Annotated in this window: 23 protein-coding genes and 2 pseudogenes; 2 read left to right on the forward strand and 23 right to left on the reverse strand. The window is 70.4% G+C overall.

Annotated features, from left to right (window positions below; translation table 11 throughout):
- Positions 1-34: 34 nt before the first annotated feature.
- The 16 genes and pseudogenes from ACFYZQ_RS16355 to ACFYZQ_RS16430 form a co-directional block, all read right to left on the reverse strand.
- On the reverse strand, positions 35-487 hold the full coding sequence (locus tag ACFYZQ_RS16355; RefSeq protein ID WP_389147259.1) for a hypothetical protein: 453 nt from the start codon (positions 485-487) through the stop codon (positions 35-37).
- Positions 480-1,220 (reverse strand): tryptophan synthase subunit alpha, encoded by a 741-nt coding sequence (trpA, locus tag ACFYZQ_RS16360; protein ID WP_389147262.1) that lies wholly within the window; start codon positions 1,218-1,220, stop codon positions 480-482. The genes ACFYZQ_RS16355 and trpA overlap by 8 nt, the downstream gene beginning before the upstream one ends.
- A 94-nt stretch (positions 1,221-1,314) precedes the next feature.
- The gene (locus ACFYZQ_RS16365) at positions 1,315-1,911 is read right to left on the reverse strand and encodes a hypothetical protein (RefSeq protein WP_389147265.1); all 597 of its coding nucleotides are present in this window, start codon (positions 1,909-1,911) and stop codon (positions 1,315-1,317) included.
- Between the two features lie 347 nt (positions 1,912-2,258).
- Positions 2,259-4,049 (reverse strand): type IV secretory system conjugative DNA transfer family protein, encoded by a 1,791-nt coding sequence (locus ACFYZQ_RS16370; protein WP_389147268.1) that lies wholly within the window; start codon positions 4,047-4,049, stop codon positions 2,259-2,261.
- A gap of 499 nt (positions 4,050-4,548) precedes the next feature.
- Entirely contained in the window at positions 4,549-5,061 is a 513-nt protein-coding gene (locus tag ACFYZQ_RS16375; RefSeq protein ID WP_389147271.1) for a hypothetical protein, read from the reverse strand.
- A gap of 73 nt (positions 5,062-5,134) precedes the next feature.
- A complete protein-coding gene (locus ACFYZQ_RS16380; RefSeq protein WP_389147413.1) occupies positions 5,135-5,953 on the reverse strand; it encodes a DUF317 domain-containing protein in 819 nt (272 codons plus the stop codon).
- Positions 5,944-6,300 (reverse strand): hypothetical protein, encoded by a 357-nt coding sequence (locus ACFYZQ_RS16385; protein ID WP_389147274.1) that lies wholly within the window; start codon positions 6,298-6,300, stop codon positions 5,944-5,946. The genes ACFYZQ_RS16380 and ACFYZQ_RS16385 overlap by 10 nt, the downstream gene beginning before the upstream one ends.
- A 28-nt stretch (positions 6,301-6,328) precedes the next feature.
- Positions 6,329-7,132 (reverse strand): DUF317 domain-containing protein, encoded by an 804-nt coding sequence (locus tag ACFYZQ_RS16390; protein WP_389147277.1) that lies wholly within the window; start codon positions 7,130-7,132, stop codon positions 6,329-6,331.
- Positions 7,129-7,512, reverse strand: coding sequence for a hypothetical protein (locus tag ACFYZQ_RS16395; protein ID WP_389147279.1), 384 nt, complete (start codon positions 7,510-7,512; stop codon positions 7,129-7,131). The genes ACFYZQ_RS16390 and ACFYZQ_RS16395 overlap by 4 nt, the downstream gene beginning before the upstream one ends.
- A gap of 448 nt (positions 7,513-7,960) precedes the next feature.
- Complete coding sequence (locus tag ACFYZQ_RS16400) at positions 7,961-8,719, reverse strand: hypothetical protein (protein WP_389147281.1); 759 nt, start codon at positions 8,717-8,719, stop codon at positions 7,961-7,963.
- A gap of 23 nt (positions 8,720-8,742) precedes the next feature.
- Positions 8,743-9,438, reverse strand: coding sequence for a hypothetical protein (locus tag ACFYZQ_RS16405; protein ID WP_389147284.1), 696 nt, complete (start codon positions 9,436-9,438; stop codon positions 8,743-8,745).
- Between the two features lie 13 nt (positions 9,439-9,451).
- Positions 9,452-10,296: pseudogene (locus tag ACFYZQ_RS16410) on the reverse strand (relaxase/mobilization nuclease).
- Entirely contained in the window at positions 10,293-10,718 is a 426-nt protein-coding gene (locus ACFYZQ_RS16415; RefSeq protein ID WP_389147287.1) for a hypothetical protein, read from the reverse strand. Before ACFYZQ_RS16415 ends, ACFYZQ_RS16410 begins: the two are co-directional and overlap by 4 nt.
- Before the next feature lie 99 nt (positions 10,719-10,817).
- Positions 10,818-11,315, reverse strand: a complete 498-nt coding sequence (locus tag ACFYZQ_RS16420) for a hypothetical protein (RefSeq protein ID WP_389147289.1) — start codon at positions 11,313-11,315, stop codon at positions 10,818-10,820.
- A 376-nt stretch (positions 11,316-11,691) separates the two neighbouring features.
- Positions 11,692-12,933, reverse strand: a pseudogene (locus tag ACFYZQ_RS16425) (PP2C family protein-serine/threonine phosphatase).
- A gap of 252 nt (positions 12,934-13,185) precedes the next feature.
- Complete coding sequence (locus ACFYZQ_RS16430; protein WP_389147292.1) at positions 13,186-13,665, reverse strand: ATP-binding protein; 480 nt, start codon at positions 13,663-13,665, stop codon at positions 13,186-13,188.
- A 167-nt stretch (positions 13,666-13,832) separates the two neighbouring features.
- Between ACFYZQ_RS16430 and ACFYZQ_RS16435 the strand changes: the two genes are divergently transcribed.
- Positions 13,833-14,198 carry an STAS domain-containing protein gene (locus tag ACFYZQ_RS16435; RefSeq protein WP_389147295.1) on the forward strand — a complete coding sequence of 122 codons (366 nt, stop codon included), beginning with the start codon at positions 13,833-13,835 and terminating at the stop codon, positions 14,196-14,198.
- Between the two features lie 365 nt (positions 14,199-14,563).
- Here the strand turns inward: ACFYZQ_RS16435 and ACFYZQ_RS16440 are convergent, their stop codons facing one another.
- Together ACFYZQ_RS16440 and ACFYZQ_RS16445 are read right to left on the reverse strand one after the other, a co-directional pair.
- Positions 14,564-14,938 (reverse strand): lipid asymmetry maintenance protein MlaB, encoded by a 375-nt coding sequence (locus ACFYZQ_RS16440; RefSeq protein WP_389147298.1) that lies wholly within the window; start codon positions 14,936-14,938, stop codon positions 14,564-14,566.
- Positions 14,939-15,767: 829 nt separating this feature from the next.
- Positions 15,768-16,226: a hypothetical protein gene (locus tag ACFYZQ_RS16445; protein ID WP_389147300.1), complete on the reverse strand. Its 459-nt coding sequence runs from the start codon at positions 16,224-16,226 to the stop codon at positions 15,768-15,770.
- A 136-nt stretch (positions 16,227-16,362) separates the two neighbouring features.
- Between ACFYZQ_RS16445 and ACFYZQ_RS16450 the strand changes: the two genes are divergently transcribed.
- Positions 16,363-16,665, forward strand: a complete 303-nt coding sequence (locus ACFYZQ_RS16450) for a hypothetical protein (protein ID WP_389147303.1) — start codon at positions 16,363-16,365, stop codon at positions 16,663-16,665.
- Here ACFYZQ_RS16450 and ACFYZQ_RS16455 read toward each other — a convergent pair.
- From ACFYZQ_RS16455 to ACFYZQ_RS16475, 5 genes are all read right to left on the reverse strand, one after another.
- A complete protein-coding gene (locus tag ACFYZQ_RS16455; protein ID WP_389147306.1) occupies positions 16,656-16,907 on the reverse strand; it encodes a hypothetical protein in 252 nt (83 codons plus the stop codon). The two genes, ACFYZQ_RS16450 and ACFYZQ_RS16455, sit on opposite strands and share 10 nt — an antisense overlap.
- A 375-nt stretch (positions 16,908-17,282) precedes the next feature.
- Positions 17,283-17,969: a GAF and ANTAR domain-containing protein gene (locus ACFYZQ_RS16460; protein ID WP_389147309.1), complete on the reverse strand. Its 687-nt coding sequence runs from the start codon at positions 17,967-17,969 to the stop codon at positions 17,283-17,285.
- Positions 17,970-18,371: 402 nt separating this feature from the next.
- On the reverse strand, positions 18,372-19,292 hold the full coding sequence (locus tag ACFYZQ_RS16465) for a hypothetical protein (RefSeq protein WP_389147312.1): 921 nt from the start codon (positions 19,290-19,292) through the stop codon (positions 18,372-18,374).
- Positions 19,293-19,551: 259 nt separating this feature from the next.
- Positions 19,552-20,469, reverse strand: a complete 918-nt coding sequence (locus tag ACFYZQ_RS16470; RefSeq protein ID WP_389147315.1) for a hypothetical protein — start codon at positions 20,467-20,469, stop codon at positions 19,552-19,554.
- Between the two features lie 278 nt (positions 20,470-20,747).
- The gene (locus tag ACFYZQ_RS16475; protein WP_389147317.1) at positions 20,748-21,050 is read right to left on the reverse strand and encodes a hypothetical protein; all 303 of its coding nucleotides are present in this window, start codon (positions 21,048-21,050) and stop codon (positions 20,748-20,750) included.

Below are 21,050 nucleotides of genomic sequence, written 5' to 3' on the forward strand. Positions count from 1 at the left end.
CGGGAGGGCCTGTGCCCAAATCGTGGCTGTCGCGTCAGTGGCAGGAGGATTCCGGCCGGTCGCGGGATATGGCGTGGCACAGGGAGGCGATGTGGTCGAGGAGGTCGGCGGCCGACTTGATGAACTGCTGCGGTGTTGGCCCGATCAGGACGACCCGTCCTGACGTGGCGCCGGCCTGGCGGCGCTCGTTCTCCACGCCGCGGGCAAGGGCAGCGGTCATTTCGGCGGCGGCGTCCTGGGCGGCCTTGGCGATCTGCGCGACTTGGTGAAGGAGCAGCAGGTCCGTAGGTGAGGGCCGCGACGCCTGTGGGCTGAGGGTGAGGTACAGCCGCAGGGCGGTGTCAGCGAGTTGCTGGGCGTCGGTGATCCGCGCGGCCAGTGTGGATGCGCCGTGGCTGGCAGGGTGGACGCACAGGGCGTGGTGCAGGTCCGACGCGTCGGACGAGATTCGGGTGAGGACCGAGGCCAGGTTGGTGGAGTCAGGCACGGGTCTCCGTGGTGGCGTGCGGGTTCAGGGCCCCGGCGAACGTGGCGGTCGAAGCGGAGGCTCGCTCGGGGGCGGTCATCAGGGCGCGGACGACGGGGGTGCCGATGACGACGGCGTCTACCAGTGGCGCGACGCGTGCCGCGAGGGCTGGGGTGGAGATCCCGACCCCCGACACGACGGGCAGGGGGCTCGCGGCGCGAAGGCGTGTCGTGAAGTCGGCGAGCGACGGGACGTCTAGCGGGCCGCGGTAGCCGGTTGGAGCGGTGCTGGCGGGCGCGTAAAGCCATCCCGACGCACCGGCGGCCACGGTGGCGAGGCCGGTGTCATCGATCTGGCGCGGCACGAGGCGTGGGGTGTGAAGGTTTGCGTCCTTCGCTGCGGCCTGCCAGCGCTGTGCTTGGTGGTCGGGCAGGTCTACGACCATCGCGCCCACGGCACCCGCGTCAGCGAACAGACGGGCCAGGTGTTCGGGGCCGTGCCGGCTGACGGGGTCCCAGTAGGTCATAACGACGGTCGGCCGAAGGCCAGCGGCGTGCTCGACCGCGCGGAGGGCGCGAGCGAGGACGTTTCCGCGACTCAGCGCGCGGCGGTAGGCCGCTTGGATCACGGGCCCGTCGAGGCTGGCGTCATGGTGGGCGAGGCCGATCTCGAACACGTCGGCACCGGCTCGTGCGATCTGGTCGAGCTGACGGCGCTCGGCTCTGGGCGGATGCAGTCCGGCGGGAACGAACACGCCGAGCGCGCATCGCGGTTGGGTGAGAAGGGTGCGGAGGGGGTCGGTGGTGGCCAGGAGGTGCCTTTCTCGGAGGGTGGACTGTCGCCGCAGGTCAGCGGGTGCGGCGACGGGCCGAGGGCGCAGTCCCCGGACCGGCGGCGGCAGCAGAGCGGCGGCGGGCGCTGGCGGGGAGGTCGGCTGGTGTGGGGATGCCCAGGCGGACACGGGCGTTGAGGCCGTGGGCGTATGCGTGCGCCTCGACAGCGGTGACGGCGCCGAGCAGTCCGCGTTCGTCCAGCCCGTCCCGCGGGCGGTAGGACGCGCCGTCTGCCGCGGGGACGAAACTGTGTTGCTCCAGCAGGGACCGGGCGGTGGTGGTCGAGGCGGTCACCGCAACCGTGCCGTCACCGAACTGGAAGTGCAGGTCTGGTCCGCCTGCAGGCTGGTTGGGACTCCAGCGGGTCGTCCAGGAAAGGTCGACGAGGTCATGGGTGTGGGCCAGGAGCCTGTACATCGCGACGCCGGCCCGCTGGTGTACGTCTTGCGCGGTACCCGGTGGCAGCAGGTAGAGCATGCGGCTGAGGAGTTCACGTGTGCGGAAGCCGGCCTCGGTAAGCAGCCGGTCGGCGTCGCGGATGCGGCGGTTGAGGATGACAAAGGTATGCCCGTCGTCGGTGGATCCGATGAATACGTCGGGGACGTCCAGCATTGGCACGGTGATCCAAGGAATTCGGCGGGCTGCAGGCCGGGAAGTACGGCAGTGGGCTCGCGGGGACGGACTGGAATGGCGGGGTGTGTAGCAAGGGGGGAGGGGCGAGGGCCACGGTCAACGGGTTACTGCGAGTGCCGCCTTGGCACACGCAGGCTGATGGCGGGCCGGGCGGCGGTGAGGGTGGGGGCGAGTGGCCGACGGCGACGGCGCGCAGGTTGCCGGTCTCGTCGGCGGCACCGACGGCGAGATCTGCCCTGCAGGCGGCGGTGGGGGGCGGTGCCAGGTCCGCACGAACTCTTTCGCCTGGCGTGAGCGGACCGGCACCAGGTGAAGTGGGGTGTCGCTCACACGGTCTTCCCGAAGTCGGACTGGGTTGGCGTGTGCTTCGCGACGGCGCGGGCGGTGATCGCCTGCGACGCACGGGCGGAGGCCGTGGACAGCTCCTCCGCGCCGGGCTCCCGGTACCACGGCCGAAGATCGAGCATGGCGGCGCGCATGCCGGTGGCGAAGCACAAGGCGGTGCCCTTAGGGAGGGCGCGAATCGCGTCAGCGGGCAGAATCCGCTCCTGCCGCATCGACACCGACGTGCTCTTGCCGGACTCCGAGTGCGACGTTGACGTGGTCTCCACGTCGTGGTCGCCAATGAGGCGGGACAGCTTGTCGGCGAAGTCGGGGTCATCGATGCCGCTGCCGATCACCTTGACGGTGGAAGCGCTCCACATGGCGTCCATGCCCGCGTCTCCCCACACCTTCTGGCCCTGGCGGTAGGACTGGAGGATGGTGATCGGGATGATCCCGCGGCTGCCGAGGTGGGAGTACAGATCCGGCAAGTCGCTGATCTTGCACACGTTGGCAGCCTCGTCGAGGATCGCCAGCATGGGCGGATCCAGGCGCCCGCCGGCACGTTCGGCCTGCGCGGTCGCGGCCCGCATCACCGAGTCCGCGCACGCGGCGATCAGCGCCGAGGCTCCGCCTCCGCCGTCCTTGCTGAGCAGGAACAGGGTGTCGGTGGACGTGACGAACTGCTCCGGACGGAATTCCGGGACGTCCTTCTGCGGGGTCACCCATGCGGCGATCTCCGCGTTCAGGAGCGCGGAGGCGTACTGCCGAGCGGTCTCGTAGATGCCGTCCCGGGTCTCGGGCGGGCCCTCCACCGTGCCCTTGAGCTGAGCGGCGACGGCGGCGAAGTTGTGGTCGCGCAGGATGTCGAGCGGTGTGCGGTCGGCGGGGAAGGCGAGCCACTGCATGATGTCGGTGATCGGGCGCTCGCCGAGCGCTGCGGCCAGCAGCAGTTGGGACAGGATGTTGCTGCCGGCCTTCGACCAGAAGTCGCTCTGCTGGGACGCATCGACGCTTGCGGCGAGGAAGTGTCCGGCGAGCCGGTTCGCCCCGTCCAGGGTCTTCGCGCTGGCGAGGGGGTTCCACCACATCTCGCGGGCGGCGTGCGCGATCTGCTGCGGGTCCATGGTCCACACCGTCCCCGCCCGGGCCCTTGCCTCGTAGGCAGTGGTGAAGGCGTCGCCGGCGGCCTTGTTCGACGTCAGCAGGACCGGGCCGGGTGCGCCGAGCATGGAGGGGATGGCGAGCGAGGTGGTCTTGCCGGAACGGGGCGCCATGATCGCGACGGCGACGTCCTCGAACCCCATCCGTACCTCGTGGCGGCTGCCCTGCAGGTTGCCGAGGAGGATGCCGGTGTCCTTCGCGTCGATGTGCTTGCTGTCCTTCAAGCTGGGGCGCAGGGAGCGGGCTTTGTCGGTGATCGCCTTGGCCATCAGCGGCTCGATGTCCCTGGCCTTGGCCATGTCGGTGATCCTCTTCCGGCCGCCGCTTCGGTTCTTGTGCCGGGCCCACAGGAGACCCGCCCCCGCCCCGAGGGCGAGGAACAGGAGAACGGGGACGATGCGGGCGCCGATCAGCAGGGGTGTTTCTCCTGCGGCGGGCCAGACCTGCTCGGGATGGAGCAGGGCCTTGGTCGGTTGGTACGGGGCCCAGCTAGTGCCGGTGAGGTAGGCGGTGATGTTGCCGGACAGCCAGGCCAGGTGGGACAGGGGGACGACGACGGTAAGCACGCCGAGGAGGAGGCGCAGGACGAGGTCGTATCCGTCGGTGTTGCTGCTGGAGGAGGAAGGGGGCAAGGGCTACGTGCTTCCGGGCGGGGAGGGGAGGGTCAGCGGCTGAGGCCGTGCATGGGCGGCGCCTGCCCGCGAGGGGCTCGGGGCTGTCGGCGTGGTGGTGTGCCGAGCAGCGAGGGAGTGGACGCGGTCTTCCAGCGCGACGGCGACATACACGGCGAGTACGTCGGGCGTCCGGCGGATGACGCCGTCCGGGTCGAGCGTCGACGGACTGCGCCCGCTGTCGGCGCGGTGCACCCGCTTCGGGTCGGCGAGCGCGACGGTGAGCGCGGCGACGAGGTATGGCGGCGGGTGGGCGCCGAGGCGGGCCTGCCAGACCTTCTGGTGCGTGCCGGGCTTGCTGGTCGGGGCTGGAGAGCAGGACGCGCGGCATCAGGGGGTGTCGCCGTAACTCCACCGCAGGCGCGGTGGAGGGGGACGGTGATCCAGGCGGGGTCGTCGCCGGCGAGGTGGCGCGGGGTGATGAAGTCGACCTCGACGATCTCGGGAGTCGGGGGCATGGTCACTTCCGTGCTGCGGTTCGCCGGGCGGTTGCGAGGGCCTGTGTGGGGACCAGGGGCGAACGGGCCTTGCGGGCGGCGGTGTTGACTTCCCGGAGCACTTTGCCGTGGGTGGCCCAGTCGTCGAGGTAGCTCCAGGATTGGGCGTGATGTTCGGCGAGGGCGTCGTCGAATTCGACGGTGCCGGGCTTGGCGGTGGTGGTGAGGGCGTCGCGGGTGAGCAGCCATTGCTCGTGCAGTTCGTCGAGCCGGTCGAGGGCCGTGTGCAGGACGTCCAGTTGGTAGAACCAGCGGCTCTGGACCGTGTTGTCCGGCAGTTGGGCCAGCTGTGTCTCGGCCGTGGCCAGCAGGTGCCGGGCGCCGTAGCGGAGCGTCTCAAACGCCTCGGCGGTGTCCGCGTCGCGCTGGTTCTTGCGCATGCCGTAGGCGTGGTCGTCGTAGGGCCAGCCGTCGAGGTCGGTGTGCTCGTCGGAGTATGCGTCCCAGGCGGCGAGGATCTTCTGGCTGTCCCGCACGTAGTGGTCGAGGTGGCGCAGGAAGTCGCGGTGTGTGTGGTGGTCTCGGGAGATGAGGAGGGGTCCTGTCGGTTCAGCGGCGAGCGGCCGGCTGCGCGGTGCTGGCGTGGGCCGGGGCCGTCGCGGGTTTCGTCTGCTGGCGGCGGGCGGAGCGTGTCCGGGCGCGAAGGTGTTTGATGCGCGTGGCGTAGGCGTCGACCACCTGCTGCGGGCGTAGCGCGCTGGGCTCTTGTACGGCGCTGTAGTGGCCGGTGCGCTCGAACATGCCGCGATGGAGCGGGCTGCGGTCGGTCAGCGCGGTGAGGAACGCGCTGACCAGGTGAGCGGGGGTGTTCTCGTCGAGGTAGGCATGCCAGATACGCGGGCCGGGAAACTCCCCGTGGCCGGGCTCGCGGGTCTCGATGTGCCACGACGGCTGGTCGTGGAATTCGCTCAATGGCCGGAGTTCGATGTGACACATGGAGTCCGGCGAGCGCGCGCCGTGTGGCTCGTGGTGCCATCCTGCCGAGGTCACCTGCTGCCACGGGTCCGGCTGTTGTGGCGGCGGGGCGATGAGGGCGTCGGTGAAGGCGGCGAGGACCTCGGCGGGCACGAGTTCGCCAAACTCGGCGTACCAGCCGGGCTCGGTGCCAACGGGCTCCGCCCGTAGCCGCCACCACGCCGAGGTGCGGGACTGCGGGTCGAACTGGAGCCGGTGGCGTAGGTCAGGGCTCGCCAGGATGATCTCGGCGCTCAGGGGGTCGGAGACGGCGTTCCATCCGGCGGCGGCCAGACCGTGGGTGACGTGGCGGGCGTCTCCGGGGCCGGCGAGGTGGCGGGGGCTGGTGTCGTACGGGATCTGCACGGCGTGCTTGTCGACGAAGGCGGCGAGCTGCCGTTCGCTCAGCGGCACCAGCAGCATCCCTGCTCGCTCGTCGGCGAACTGCCGCACACGTCACGGAGATCGTCCAGCACGTAGTGGAGGGTGTGCTGGTCGGCCAGCTCCCACGCGGCCGTGCGCAGCTCGGTGATCAGAAGGTCGCCCTGCGCCGTGCGCGGCGTGTCCGGGTTCTCCTGTACGGCGCGGGCGAGGGCGCGCAGCGTGTCGGCGAACTGGACGGGCAGGCCCGTGTACTCGTCGAGGAGGGGCTCCACGAGTGTGAGGGCTTCTGCGGTGTCGGGGTTCTCGCGCAGGTAGTCGGTGAGGTCCGCGAGCGTTTCGGTCAGGGTACGGATGGTGTCCGGGGTGAGTGGGGGCATCGGGCTCCTTGGGACGGGACTGGTGCGGTCAGCGGCGGGTGCGTGCGCCGTCGGCCGGGGTGTAGGGACGGGCGGTGGTGCGCGGCCGGGTGCTTCGGGCGCTGTTGCGGGCCCAGGTGGCGGCGAGGGCGGCCGTGATGCGGGCTTGTTGCCACGCGCTGAGCTGGGAGGGCTTCACGGACACCGACCAGGTACGAATCTGCGCGCTGTGCGGCACCCGTCCGCGTGGGCGCATCACGGGGTCCGGGCTGGCGAGTTCGGCGGAGAAAGCTTGCACCAGGTGCATCGGGGTGTTCGGCGCGAAGTTGGCCGTCCAGCCGTTGCCCTGCTTGTCCTGCGCTCCGGTCCACCACATCGGCGCCCCGTCGGGGCTCTGCCGGTACTGCATCCACGCGGTGCCGTCGGGGCTCGTCGCCATGTAGTCCTGGCCCTCGAAGCGCGTGCGCCAGTTCTGTTGCTGCAACAGGGCCCAGACATTGGGGGCGTGGGCGGAGCGGGGGCGGGTGAGGGCGTCGGTCAGGCCGGCGACGATCTCCACTGGCGTTTGCCGGCCCAAGTGGGCGGACCACTCGCCGTTCGTTCCGTCTGCTCTGCCGTGGATGGTCCACCCGCCGGGCAGGACGTAGCGGTCGTAGGTGATGCGGACGGTGCTGTCCGGGCTCTCCATGTGCAGGGGGCCGCCCGTCTTGGACTTGTCCCGCCAGCCGGAGCCGCGCAGGAACTCCGAGACGTGCCGGACGTCGCCGCCGCCGGCCAGGGCACGGGGCTGGATGAGGTAGTGCTGCTCGGCCTGCTCGCCGGGTTCCCAGCCCTGCCACTGCTTCTTCTTCACCGGCGGCGCCGGACGACGAGCGGTGCGGGTGCCGGGGGCTTCGCCGCCGTAGTGGCGGGCTGGGCGCCGACGCGCTGGAGGGTGTCTTTGTGTTCGTCCAGGTCGAGGGTGATGTCGCCGAGTTCGTTCGAGGCACGGCCCAGAGCGAGCCACACCTCCGCGGGAAGCGCCCCTCGCTCTGCCTGGTCCTTGGCGAACACGCTGCCGGTGGCGACGAGGTGGGTGACGCCGCCGAGGACTCCGGTGTCCGGGTCGAGCACGCGGGCGATGACCTGCGCGGCCTGGGGCGGGGGAAGCTGAGAAAGGTGATCGGCGAGCTGGCCGAGCTGACGGGTGATCTCGTCGGCCAGTCTCACCGGGTAGGGCGTGGGGTGGGACATGCTCCTCCGGGGCGGTGGACGGTCAGTGGTGGTGGCGGTGCCCGACGCGCTGTGTCTCGGCGAGGACGGCCTCCGGGCGAGCGCCGGCCAGCGGGGAGGTGTTGTTGAGGCCGGTCGGAATGCAGGCGCGCAGATAGCGGCGGAAGAGGGCCGTGGCGAGCCGGGGCTTGAGCCGGTTACTGATCGGTGGGGGTGTGCGGGTTGCTACGGGTTTCTCCGGGTCTCGGGTGGTGAGGTGGGCGGTCCCGGCGCGGTGCCGGGACCGCCCAGGCGCCTTACGGGGTGGGGTGGGCCGGGGTTGCAGGCGAGGAGGGAGCCGACCGGTGCCTGTTGCCGCGCGTAAGGGAAGCCCGCTCGGGTGCGGAGGTCCTGTACGGCCTGCCCGTAGGCGGATTCGTCGAAGACGCCGGGCGTGCAGTTGATCTCGCATGCAGGGGCTCCACCTGCTTCACCGAGACCGGGTGGCCGGCGTGCGGGGACCTGCGGGGACGGACGGCACGGAAGCGGTGGAGGCGGTGGGCGCGGTCCGGCCTGCGGGATGCTGCAGAGCGGTGCCGATGCCGAGCGCGTCGAGGCGCGGGCCGATCTCGCGCAGGGCGCGGGCTTGGGCCTGGGTGTCGTCGCCACTCAGGCGGTAGATGCCACTCTGCGGGTCGTGGACGAAGTCGTGGGCCATGAGGACAGCGCCGGTGCGGTCGTCGGCGGGGGCGGTGGCGATGCTGCCGTCAGGCTGCCAGGTCAGGACGACCCGGTCCGGCTGGGAGGGCTGAATGCCGCCGAGGGCGTTGTGGCGGACCTGGGCGAGGGCGCTGTCGTAGCGGGCGAGCAGGTCGCCGGCGACCTGCTCGGCGCTCAGGAACGGGTCATCGGCCAGGACGATGCCGTTGGGCTCGGGTACGGCGCGGTACGCCTCGTCGGGCAGGGCCCGCGGGGCGATGGCGGCGATGAGGAAGCCGTCGCGCTCGCCGTACCGGTCCAGAAGGACGAGCTGCGCACCGTCCTGTCGGCTCAGGACGGCGGCCTGCTGCAGGGGGTGCTCGGAGAGAGAGACGGCGACCATGTCCAGGTCCCAGATGCGGTCGGTGAGTTCGGCGAGGTCGTCCTTGGCGTCGGCCAGCAGGTGGGAGCTGGTCCAACTGTCGGGGAGTTCGCCGGCGAGGACGTCGGCGTACGAGGCGAGGCGCTCGGAGGTGGCGTGGTCGTGCATGGTGTCCTTGGGCGAGGTGGGAGTCAGCGTCGCAGTCCGGCAGCCATCGGGGGCGGCGTTACCAGGAGGCTGCGCGGCGGTGGCGGGCAGGCGCACACGGGGGAGCGCTCTTGCTCGGTTGACGGGACTTCCCCGGTGCAGGTGCTACGGCCGGTGTGCGCGGCATGCCGGTCGGCGAGCTGGTTGCGGGTCTCGGAGAGGTCGGTACGGATGACGCGAAGGTGTTCATCAGCGAGGTAGCGCAGCCGCCGGGCGATGTATGGGTTGGCCGCCTGGCCGAGTCCGTCGTGGAAGTCGGCGGTGGCGGCGAGGACTTCCTCCAGCGCGGAGAGGACGCCGTCGTGGACGGCGGTCAGCTCGGTCAGCGCATCGGCCGCCTCGTCCGTGGTGGTGGCATCGCGGATCCACTCGGCGACGTGGGCGACGGAGGAGCCCAGCGGCGGGTAGCTGGCCGGACGCGAGTCGGTGTTGTAGTCCGCGTCGCAGTCGACGTGGTATCCGGCTGCTCGCAGGCGGGCGACGGCGTCGGTGACGAGACGGGACTCCTCGTCCTCCGTCAGGCCGCTGGGGACACGGTGGTACGTCTCGTGGACGCGGACGACGGCGACGAAGCCCGCGCGCTGGAGGATGCCGTGCGCCTCGGAGTCGCCGCCGCGGGCGAGGAGTTCGTCGGAGTGCGGGTCGCGGCGGATGTCCAGGAAGCGGTCGGTGCGGAGCAAGGAGACGTTTCTCCTACGGCGATCGTTGGGCGTTGTGCCGGACGGCGGCCGGGGCCGGGACGGCATGGGGCTGGACCAGGCGGGTTGCGGTGGTGTGCAGGTCCTGCTGGATGGCGTAGAGGCGGCGGGCGATCAGCTCCAGGCGGTGTGCCGTATCGGTGCTGGCTGCTCCCGGATGGGGGGCGATCCGGTGCGAGGTGTGCTCGACGAGTCCGCGTACTGCGGCCAGAGGGCCGGCCTGTTCGTCAGCGAGCTGTGTGAGGATGGTCGCGAGCTGGGCCGACGCCGTGAGCGCCGCGCGGACGGCGGGCCGCGAAGGGGGGGCGGATCGGACAGGGATCAGGTGGAGGTCCTGTTCGATGCGGCGTGCCTCATGAGCCAGGCGCCGCAGTTTGTCCGCGGGAGGAGCGTGCCACGCGCCGTCGAGGTGGATCAGGTTGGCGATCAGGTCGAGGCGCCCGGGTGGGCCTGAACGGCGATCCACCGGCAGCCGTGCTCCTTGCCGGGGATCTCGATGCCGGCGGCCCGCGCGAGCCGTTGAGCGACCCCGGCCCACTCCGGGCCGGTCAGTTCCCGGTCGTCCGGTTGAAGGCGGATGTCGAGGTGGAGGATCGCCCGCCGGTCGTCGTCGGGGCTGGCGGCGAACGGATGCTCCAGGTAGGGGTCTTCGAGGTGCTCGGCCCACTGGACGGACGTCCAGATCCTCTGCTCGTCGTCCAGGGTGAAGTAATCCAGGCCGGGCCAGTGGGCGACGATCGTGTGCTCCGTCAGGCCCTCGTTTGGTGAGACAGGCCGCCCCAGCGCCTCTTCGAGCGGGTCGTGGGGCCGGTGGGTCCGCTCGTGAGGGCGGGGGATCACCGGCCGCTCCGCATGTCGGCGATGTGCACGAGCTGGCCCAGGGCGGTGGTGGTGTACCAGCCGCAGTCGATCAGCTCGTCGCGGTCGGCGAACCGGGCGAGGAGGGTGTCCTCCATGGCCCGGAGATAGATCAGACAGTCCGGGCAGCGGCGTGAGAGGTGCACCAGGTAGCGGGGGTGGGCGGTGACGTAGGACTGGGCGCCGCCCGTGGCATCACGCAGCCGCCACCCGTCCTCGTCGGTCGGAGTGTGCCAGGACGGGGCGACGACGCGCATCGCGTCGCCCCACAGTTCTCCGCCGGCCACCCCCTTCAGGACGATGACGGTGTCACCGGCCTGGAAGTGGGCGTGGGTGATGTCCCGGTCGGGGGTGAGCGGGTCGGGCGTCGGTGCGAACGCTGAGGTGTGCGGGGGCTGGGACATGAGTTCCTTCCGCGCGATTGCTGGCGGGGTGGGAGCATCAATAGTCCGGAGGAACGCCGGTTTGGCTAACCGGCGTTCTCCGGCTATGTTTCCCCGCCGTCAGCGGAACGGGTTCTCCGTCCCGCGGTCCGCCTCACGGGCCGCGTCGAGGAGTTCGAGCAGGTCAGTGCCTTCCGCGTCGCGCTGGTCGATCCACCATCCGGCACGGGTGATGGAGCGGGCCTTCTCCTCCAGCTCCGCCCAGTCCGCCTCGTCCCAAGTGCCCTCGACGACGGACGCGGTGTGCGCGGCCGTCATCAGCTGGTGGCGGGAGCGCTCGCCCCAATCCAGGGCCTTCTCCGGGCCCTCCAGCTGCGGCATGTCGAACTGCTTCGCCCACGCGACGGCTGCCTGCTGTTCCTCGGTCCGCTTGGTCGAGAGCCACTCCTCCTTGGACTTGGAGTCGGCGTCGCGCGCCGCCTTCCAGCAGTTGGTGCAGTCCTTCGACGCGAGCCAGCGGGCGAAGCCTGCCCGCTTGTCGGCAGGGCGATTGGACAGGTCGTGATCCACGCGGTGGGAGCAGGCGTGCTCCACGGTCCAGTGCGTACGCACGGCCATAAGTCGGTCTCCTCAAAGGGGTTGGTAGGTGGTGGGTGTGCGCCCTGATCAGGGCGTCTTGTGCCGGCCTCGGAGCGGGCGGCGGTGTCGGCCGCGCGGCCGACACCCGGTGGGGCGGAGCTGTCGGTGCGCGGCGAGAAGGACGGCGAGGGCGAAGGCCGCGCCGGTGGCGGGGAGGGCAGCGCTGGCGAGCGGCTGCTCGGCGAGGTGTCCGGCCAGGGCGGTACCCGCGGATTGTCCGACGCCGACCGCCGAGGATCAGCCACGCGTACGCCTCGCTGGTCCGGCCCGCCGGGACGAGGGGCAACAGTGGTCAGTAGCTGTTTCTGATCCCTGTCAGAGTCGGTGTCGAGCGCTGTCGACAGTCAGCACGGGGTCATAGGCGGATGATGACGAGGGCGATGTCATCAGGGATGCCAGCGGCGACGTCGAGTCGGGCCAGCAGTGCGTCAGCCAGTTCGTCGGGGGCGAGGGCGATGTCCTGGGCGAGGGCGGTGGTCAGGCGCGTCAGGCTGGCGTCGATGTCTTCGTCGCGGCGTTCGATAAGGCCGTCGGTGTACAGCATCAGCGTGTCCCCCCGCTTGTAGGACAGGCCGGCCTGGGGGCGGGGGACGTGGTGCTCGCGGGCGCCGAGCGGCGTATCGGTGGCCTTGTCCAGCAGCTCGCAGGTCCCGTCGGGATGGAGCAGGACGGGCGGTGGGTGGCCGGCGTTGCTGTAGATGATCAGCCTGGTGCGGGGATCGATGAGTACCTGGACCGCGGTGGCGGCCATGGCGCCGTCCAGGGAACGGGCGTACAGGCCGAGGGCTTCCACGGCCTGGGCGGGGCTGGGGATGGCGCGCATGGCTGCGCTCAGGGCGCTGCGGAGCATGCCCATGATGGCTGCGGCGTGCAGGCCGTGGCCGACGACGTCTCCGACCGCGGCGGCGTAGCGGTCGGGTGGCAGGTCGACGATGTCGTACCAGTCGCCGCACACGTTCAGTGAGGTGGTCGCCGGCAGGTAGCGCACGGCGATGTTGTCGTCGTGTCGGTGCAGGTCGGGGACGGAGAGCATGGCTTCCTGCAAGGTGACGGCGACCTGCTGTTCGCGGGCGTGGGCATGGCGCAGTTCCTGGTTCAGCCGGTGCAGTTCGAGGGCCCGCACGTACAGCTCGGCTGCCATGCCCTTCTCCCGCTCGGTGAACTCCTAGATGAGTTCGCGGGCCCGGCGTGAGTGGACGAAGGCTGTGACGTCCTCGGCCTGCTGGATGATCCATTTCACTTCGCCGTCGGGCCCGGAGATCGGGGTGTGGATATCGGTCCACCAGCGCTCCTCGAACCCGCCTGGCTGCTCGGCGGCGGGAACGTCGTAGCGCTGCAGCACCAGGGTTTCCGCCTTCCCGGTGGTCAGGACCTGGAGCAGTGACGTCTTGAGGTTGTGTTCCGCGTCTTCGGCGGGGGCGCCGGGGTTTTCCGGCAGGGCGGCGAAGAAGTTCTTCCCGATCAGCTCGTCCCGCGTCAGCCCGGTACTCTGCATGAACGCCGGGTTGGCGTAGTGGATCACCAGGTCCGTGTCCAGCACCAGGTACGGGCTTGGGGTGGCGTCGAAGAACGCCGTGAAATGGATGTCTACTGCCATTACGCGCCCTGTGTGTCGTGCGAGCGCGACTGCCTGTACTTCTAGACTACGTGCGCTTTGGCTGTGCGAGCGATTCAGCTGTTACGAGCGGGAGCCACCCGGCGAGAAACGCGGCGCTGGAGATGATCAGCCGGTCGGCGGTGGTCCGACTCCAGGTGCGACGCCCGTAGAGAGGCCACCCAGGGAGGTGCCGGTGGAGAAGGCGGCGGGGATGAGCGGCGCGACCTCGTCTCGCACGCCACGAGCGTGACGCTAGGTCCGCCTGCGGGCGGCTGTGGCGCTGCTGGGTGTGTCGGACAGGGCGATACGGGCCGTGATGTGCTTGCCGACCGGCTCTTGCTCGATGAACAGGTCGTCGGTGACGGCCTTGACGATCTCCAGGCCGTGCTGGCCGATCCTGCCGGGATCGGCCGCCCGGGCAGCGGGCACCGTGGGGTCGCTGTCCCATACGACGACGTCCACGGCGTGGGCGTTGATGCGCAGTTCCATCAGGACGGGGCCGGGGGCGTATTTGAGGGCGTTGGTGACCAGCTCGCTGACCACCAGCTGGGTGAAGTCCCTGGCCCGTGCCGGCACGGGCAGGTGATGGTCGGCCTGGGCCTGGTCGAGGAAGGCAACGGCGTGGTGGCGGGCGTCGGCGATGCAGCCGGCGTCTCCGTCCAGGGCGTAGCCGGCGCGCATCAGGTGCTCATCCTGCCCCGTACAGCCGTCACCATCAGCATCGGATCCCACGTGTCGCCCTCACTCCTCCTTGACGTGCGCCAGTACCCGCGGCGGCATCATGCATGCCACAGGAGTGTCGTTCGGCACAGCTGCCTGAGCGCATCCCGCCGGGGCGGTGCGGCAGAATCGTGCGGGCACGCTCTGTCCGGGCAAGCCTAAATGCAGTCGAGGAGACGGTGACCGACAACCAGAAGGCCAATGGGCCTGACCGGCTCTTCGTCGAACCCGAAGTGGTCGACGGCGTCCGTGTCGTGACCCTGCGGGGCGAGATCGACCACGACGTCAAGGACGTCCTCAGCGAAGCCCTGCTGGGCGAGGACAGCACAGTGCTGCCGCGGATCGTGGTGGACCTCAGCGGCGTGACCTTCATGGATTCCAGCGGCATCAACATCTTCGTCGCCGCCTACCAGCAGGTGAGTGGAGGGCAGGGGTGGCTGCGCATAGCCGGCGCCCAGGACGCCGTCCTGCGCGTCCTGCAGCTGGTCGGCGTCGACGCGGTCATCCCTTGCCACCCGACCATCGAGCAGGCCCTGAACGCCTGACCGCTCTACCCGGGCTGCTCCGCGGCCTCGATGTGAGCGCCGCCGCCTGCCGCGTCCAGCTCCTGGCCCACCGGCTTTGGCAGTATCTGCCCCAGCGCCCAGGCGTCCGGGTTTCCGCGACCGTGAGCACTTTGATGCTGGTGTGCGGGGAGACCTCGCGCAGCTCGCCGTGGCCGGCAGGGTCGTCACGGTCGTCGGCGACGACCGTGACGTAGCCGGCCACACGGGTCCGGCCACTCGGGTGGTGGACGCGCGCCTTGAACTGGGTCGTCAGCCTAGGAGATAAGCCGCTGTTCGGAGGTCCGGGACGCTCGCAGCTTGATCCAGATGTGGTAACGCCGAGTCCTCCCCCTGTATGCCTCCAGCTACAGAGCCGCGCTGGGGGCGCTCACATGGCCGCAGGCCGGAAGTCGACCGGGGGGTACGTCGGGCAGGAGCCGAAAGAGGTCGAAGGCGGAGGGATTCACCTCGGCCGCGGTGAGCAGCAGACGTAGCGGCTGAGCGCGCAGGCCGGTCACGGTCGCCCGGCGCTGGGGGCCGCCGCCGGTGGTGGGGTCGAAGAAGAGGTGGAGGCCGGCGACGTCCATGAAGGGTGTGAGGGTCAGGTCCCACTGCAGGTCGGTCACCTGCGGGGGGAGCGCGTCGAACGCGGCGCGCAGCGGGGGCAGGGTGTCGAAGTCGATCTCCCCGCGGAGGCAGATGCGTGCGGAGGCGCCGTCGATGGTGGTGGTGATGTTCATGCGGGGCGTGCCCCCCTTTCCGGGGGTTGCGAGCCCAAAGGCGAAGCACCCCCTTGGGGGTGTACGACGATGGCGGGGGTTGGGTGCCCGGGGTGGAGGCAACGCCCGATCTCCCCAAAAGACCTGCACCCAGGGATGCCGGTCAGTCTCGTTGTCTTCCCCACCGTCACACAGATACGCCCGCGACAGCGACTCCTTGCACGGAAATGTTGTGTGAAGCCCGGAACCCCGCCCCGCCGCCCGCTAAGGCGGACAGAGCCTGTCCTGGGTACGCGAGGTAACAGCTCAAAGCGCTTCTTTCTGCCCATCGAGGAGCTAGTGAGGCCCCTGCCGCTCTCCACCACCGGCGAAGCGCCGTCCGTGACACCGCTTCGACCAGCCCTCAGTCCCGAGAACGGGGAAGGACCGTTCGACCTCCCCGGGGCACCGCCCTCTGAGTGCGTTCGGCCTGGAAACCGGGGGCAGCCAGCCGGTCGAGGGCCCGGCGGATCTCGGCGGCGGAGGCAGCCAGGCTGTCCAGCAGCCCGCCACCCGGTCAGATGCCTGGCGGGTGGCAGCTCGTCTAGCACGAGGCGGGCGGCATCGAGGAGGGCCTCGGGCGTGCGAGGCGAGGTGGATGGCGTACGCCGACACGGCCGCCTTGTCGCGGTGGGCCGCGCGGCTGCTGCGGCGTACGTGGACGGTACGGCCGTAGCGGCCGCGTGTCATGTCGAGCGCGGCCTCGGTCTCGCAGTTGATGACCACCATCCGCAAGCGGAAGTCGCATGCCCGTTGGCCAGTTCGGGAGCTCTCGGCAAGGGGCGGTCGGGGGCCGGACTGCTCGCGGGTGTCATCGAGACCGCCCGCCGGTCGCGGCCGTCAAATGGACGGTCGGAGCGTACGTGGGCTTCGGCGGGATCGGCCGGGCCGCCGCCGGGGAGGTGGTGGGTGGTCCTGAGCGCTGCGTCGTTCGGCCGGCGGCGGCCTGGGCGAGACGGCTGCGGCGCTCCGGGAGTCCGTTGGGCCGAACGGGGCGTGGCGGGCTGGCCGAGAGGGACGGGTCGAGGCGGATGTCGGCCTGCACCGTGTAGCCCTGGCGGCGCAGGTCGTGGACGGCTTGGCGGGTGCGGCGGACTCCGTCGCGCTCGGGCTCGCTGAGCCGGTACAGGCCGGGTTCTCCGGGAACGGGCTCGAACTGCTCGCGCTCCAGGTACCAGTGGGCGAGGTGTGCGGGCAGGGAGGAGGTGAAGGAGGCCACGAAGCCGTGTTCCTCGTGGTCGCCGAAGGTGAAGTGGGTGCCGGGTCGCAAGGGGGCGGGGTTCTCCTCGGGGCGTGGGCGGAAGGGTCAGAGGGCGCGGCGCGTGGGCCGGGCTGCAGGAGAGGGCTGCGGCGTCGTCGGGCCACGGGCTGCTCGCGGGTCGGCACCGGTCGAGCAGCGTCGGGGCGTGGTCGACGACGGCCAGGAAACGGCGCCAGGGGTGGTTGAGGAACAACTCCGTCGCGGCGCCGAGGGCGGCGGCGCCGTATCGTCCGGAGGCGTTCATGGCCTGCCAGGTGCCGTGCTCGGAGCGGATGTCCTCGAGCACGGCAGCGATGGCTGCCGTCTGGCGGGTGTGGACGGCCTGCCCGTAGGTGGGGAGGTACCGGTCGGTAAGGGCCTGGGCAGCCCGCCCGGGGAACGGCGGATCACCACGGCGATCGTGCTGGCCGATGACCCCGGCGGGGATGCTGCCGGCCGTCAGCTGTGACGGGGTGAGACCTCGGGCAGTCGGTACGCGCCGGCTGCCGGCCCGTCCGCCAGCACCACGATGCCGTTCCCGTCCGACGTCTCCACTACCGTGTGCCCGCACTGGACCAGCAGGCCCGCCACCGCGGCCTGCACCACAACCCGCATCCCGTCGCTGGACGCCCCACGCTGATCTGCTGCCAGCGCGGTGAACCCGTGCGCCGTCGTCCAGCTCACCAGCACGCCTCCGGGCGCCTCGCTCACTCTCAGCCCCGGCGCGGCGTCGTCCGCCTCATCGACGAGATGGAAGCCCGCCAGCTTCAGGGCAGTCCAACGAGCTGGGGACGAACGGACGGCACCCGCCTCGCCTGCTCCGAAGAAATCGGATCATGCCATCGGCTGCTGCGGACCCAATCGAAGCAGCTCCCGGCGGTGATCAATCTCAGCGTTACTCCAGTACCACTCACACCCGTGGCCGTTGCGGCAGCCCCTCATCGCCTGCTCGGGCTGTCGTCCAGGTCGGGCGGCGGCCGGACAAACGACTCGGCGGCAAGGACTGGGTGCAGCTGCAATTCCTTTCGGAGGAGCTGGTTCCGGGCTCTCAGACCGAGAGCCGGGGAAGCGGCTCCTGCCCGCTGGTCAGAGGGTGCCTTGTTCGCAGATGCGGTGGGCGACCTCGCGGAGTTTGACGTTCTTCTCTTGGGAGTAGCGGCGCAGGACGTCGAAGGCTTGGTCTTCGGTGACGTGGCGGGCGCCCATGAGGATGCCCATGGCTTCGCCGATGGTGTGGCGGGTGGCGACGGCTTGTTCCATCTGGGCGTGGGTGCGGGCGCTGGAGAAGGCGACTGCGGCGTGGGAGGCCAGCAGTAGGCCGGCTGTCTCGCTGGTGGCGGTGAACGCACCGGGCTCGCGGGAGTAGAGGTTCAGGGCACCGAGGTCCTGGTCCTCGGTGAACAGCAGGAAGCCCATCATGCTGCCCACCCCGAGCTTGTGGGCCAGGGGGGCGTAGGCGGGCCACCGCTGCTCCTCGGCGGTGAGGTCGGCGATGCGGTAGACCCGCTCGCCTTGCGAGTTGCGAGCGGCGTCGAAACAGGGGCCTTGTGCCAGGCGTTCTTGGAGCCGGTGACTGTCGATGACCAGCTCGTTGGTAGGGGCGAGAGTCTCTACCTTCGTGCCGTGCAGCACGAGGATGCCGGCCTCGTCGCAGCCGTCGACCAGCTCGGTGGCCGAAGCGGTGATCCGTTCCAGTGTGGCCGCCACCGAATCCTGAGCCAGCAGATCCCGTGCCATCGACGCCATCTGCTGCGCGAACCGTCCCCAGTCCACCTTGCTTTCCCTTTCCGGTCTCGCCCGGTTTCGTCTAATACCCAACCTTCCCGTGACCTTGCTGTGACATGGGCAACGGTTCAGGCCCTGGGCGACGCATGGTGCCGTAGGCCGAGGGGGGCGCATGGTGCCGTAGGCCGAGGGGGGCGTACTGAGGGCCGAGGCAATGGGGCAGGCGGCACGCTCCACCGTCCACCGCAAGCCCCTCGGTGACTTCAAAACAAAGCGACATCGAAAACGCGGTCAGGAGGTGACTCCCACAGACACCTCAAAACGACGCCGCTGAGATGCATAGCCACCCGTACCGAGGGTGGGGCGGGCGATGACGGAGGTGTGGACAGGAGGTTCCCCGAAGCGAGCGGGGGGATGTTCGATGGCCGCCACGGTAGCGGGCGGGTGCGTCTACGCGCGGTCCGAAGAGGACGGGACCGGCGGGCCGGAGACGTCGGTGCGGGCGCAGGTGTAGCCGGTCAGGCGGGAGGGCTCGGCCTTCGCGGGGACGGTGGCAGCGTCGTTGCACACGAACGTGTACGTGATGGAGGTGCGGGGCACGTCGTGGAGCCAGGCCCGGTCGTCCTTGCCGGGGTTGATCTGCAGGCCGGAGTGTGCGACGGCGTCGGTCTGGGTGTGCATGTGGGAGAAGAGAATCAGCGCGCCGCCGTCGGTGGTCTTGAGGGCGTAGGCGTCCGCGTAGCGGTTGGCGGCGCCGGCGAAGACAGTGGTGCCCTGGGTTCCGTAGCGGGTGCCTGTCTTGTCGTGGACTTCGATCTGCCGCTTGCTCGCCTTGGTCGGTGCGAAGACCTTCGTTCCGGTGTTCGTGCCTCCGGTGGCGAAGTTGTCGAGGACCGCGGCGCGCAGCAGCTTGGCGTCCGCGGCGAGGTGCTTGTTGCCGTCGGAGGCGACGGCCGTCGCGTATCCGTCGTGGTCGAGGGCGATGTCCGGCAGGTCCGGGCTGTCGAGGTCGACGACGGAGACCATCTCCCAGCGCTTGTGCTGGGGGCGTTCGGCGAACACGGCCAGCCGCGATGGGGCCTTGCCCTTCTGGTCCGAGAGCGCGGCGGCGAACCAGCGGTCCTGTCCGGCTCCCACGCGCGGGATGTACAGCTTGGCGTCCGCGGAGTCGTAGGACCATGGCTTGTACGGCTTGCGGTCCGCCGTGGGGAGCCCTTCGGTCTCGGTGTAGTCCGAGACGGACATCGCGTACAGCGGGCCGTCCTCGACCGTGTCGAGCAGGCGCCGGTCGCGGTCGGCGTTGGCCTCGTTGTTGATCTTCGAATAGCGGGTGATGACGTCGCGGGCCTGGGCGGCTCTGAGAGCGGGCACGGGATTCGGGGCGGTGCTGGCGCTGGGCGTTTGCCGGGCATGGGCGGGGCCGTCTTCGCCAGCGCAGCCGGTGAGGGCCAGGGCCAGGCAGGCGGTGCCGGTTAGGAGGGGCAGGGTACGGCGAGCGGTGCGGATGAGGGCTCCAGGGATCTGCGGGGCGGGAAGAATTAGCGCGTCGAAAGGTCGTTGGGGCAGTCTTCGGCGACGCCGGAGGAAGGGCCGTGCTGGTGGTGGGCGCCAGGAAGGCGGCGGTGTGGGGTCAGCGCGTGTGCCGCGGCGGCGCTGACGGGAGGGTTCGCGGCGGAAGGAACGGTGCACGAGCCGGGGTGGAGGGCAGCCGCGGTGCGGGCGCGAGCGGGGTGAGGGCCCGCATCCGGTCCTCGGCCACGTGCAGGAGCTCTGCGAGGCTGCGGATCTCGGCGGCGGCGTCGGCGAAGTCGTAGGACAGGTCGAAGCCGTCGTCCTCCCCGGCTTCCTTGGCCTTCTCGCCGGCTGCTTCGAAGAAATCGCCGAGCTGTGCCAGCAGGCCGTCGGTGGGTTCCAGGATCTGATGCAGCAGGGCAGCGGCATCCGCGTGCGACTCGGCTCCGTTGAGCCGGTCGGTCAGAGCGCGCAGCGCGTCGCCGTAGACGGGGCCACGGTCTGGTGTGCCGGGGATGTCCCGGGCCGGGGGCGGGGGCGTTGGTTGGGCGGGGTGCACGTGGGGGCCTTCGTGGGGCAGGAAGGGGTGCGGTAGCAGTCCGAGCTGGGCGAGGCGGTGGTCGATCGCGTCGATCAGGGGTTGGGCGCTGCCGCCGTGGCGGGCTTCGGGCCGCTGGCGAGCGCCGGGGTCGTCGGCGGGGGCCGAGTCGTGGAGGACCTCGAACAGGGTCTGGTCGTCGGGGTGCTCGCGGGTCGCGATCCAGCCCTCGGGATCTCCGGGCGGGCGCTTGGAGGGTGGTTCCTGCGGCGGACTGATGATCAGGTGGCTGTCGTCGGGGAGCGAGACGCGCACGATGTAAGCGCTGAGGCCGAACTCGATGTCGCATGGCAGTCCGCGCGCTCGCAGCGGCGTGGTGATGTGCGCGTGGCGACGCCACAGCTCCTGCCACCACGGCATGTTCACGTCGCGGTGGTCGGGAAGTGGCGCGAGCGGAGCCGCGCGGGTGTCCGTGGCGTTCACCTCGTCAGCGGCCACGGCTTCTCCTGCGGGACGCCGTTCGGTGTGGCGGAGGCGTTCGGCGAGCGAGGTCGGTTTCCGGCTTCGGAACTGGACTGACGTCGAGTTCGTACTCGTCGTAGGCGGTTTTCAGGTCGTGTTTCAGCTGGGCTTCACGGTCGGCGACTTGCGCCATGAGGTCGTCGTGCTCGGCCTGAAACTGCTGGTATTTGGCCCAGTCGGCGTTGCTGAAATGAGAGGGGCGGTTCAGAGCATTCCTTGGGGACGTGGGTGGATCGGCTCCGGGGTAGGCGCGGTCAGCGGTGGCGACCGCCCGGCCTGGGTGGCGGAGGCGCCGGCGGACCGTCCTGACGGGTGAGTGTCGCGAGGAAGCGTTGGAAGCCGAGGTGGTCGTCGAGTTCCATGGCCGCGTCACGAAGGGATTCCGAGGTGTGCCGCAGGAAGGCGCGGGCCGAGGCATGGTCGATGACCATGCGGTTCGTGAGGTAGTGCCGGTCGGGTTGGCAGACCAGGACAGAGTCCTTCATCGCGTTGAGCGCGCCGATGAGCTGGAGCATCTCGTCGGTCGGTATCAGGTCGCGTTGGAAGTCGGGCTTCAC

It is taken from the genome of Streptomyces sp. NPDC001843, from assembly GCF_042891955.1.
Classification (GTDB): Bacteria; Actinomycetota; Actinomycetes; order Streptomycetales; family Streptomycetaceae; genus Streptomyces.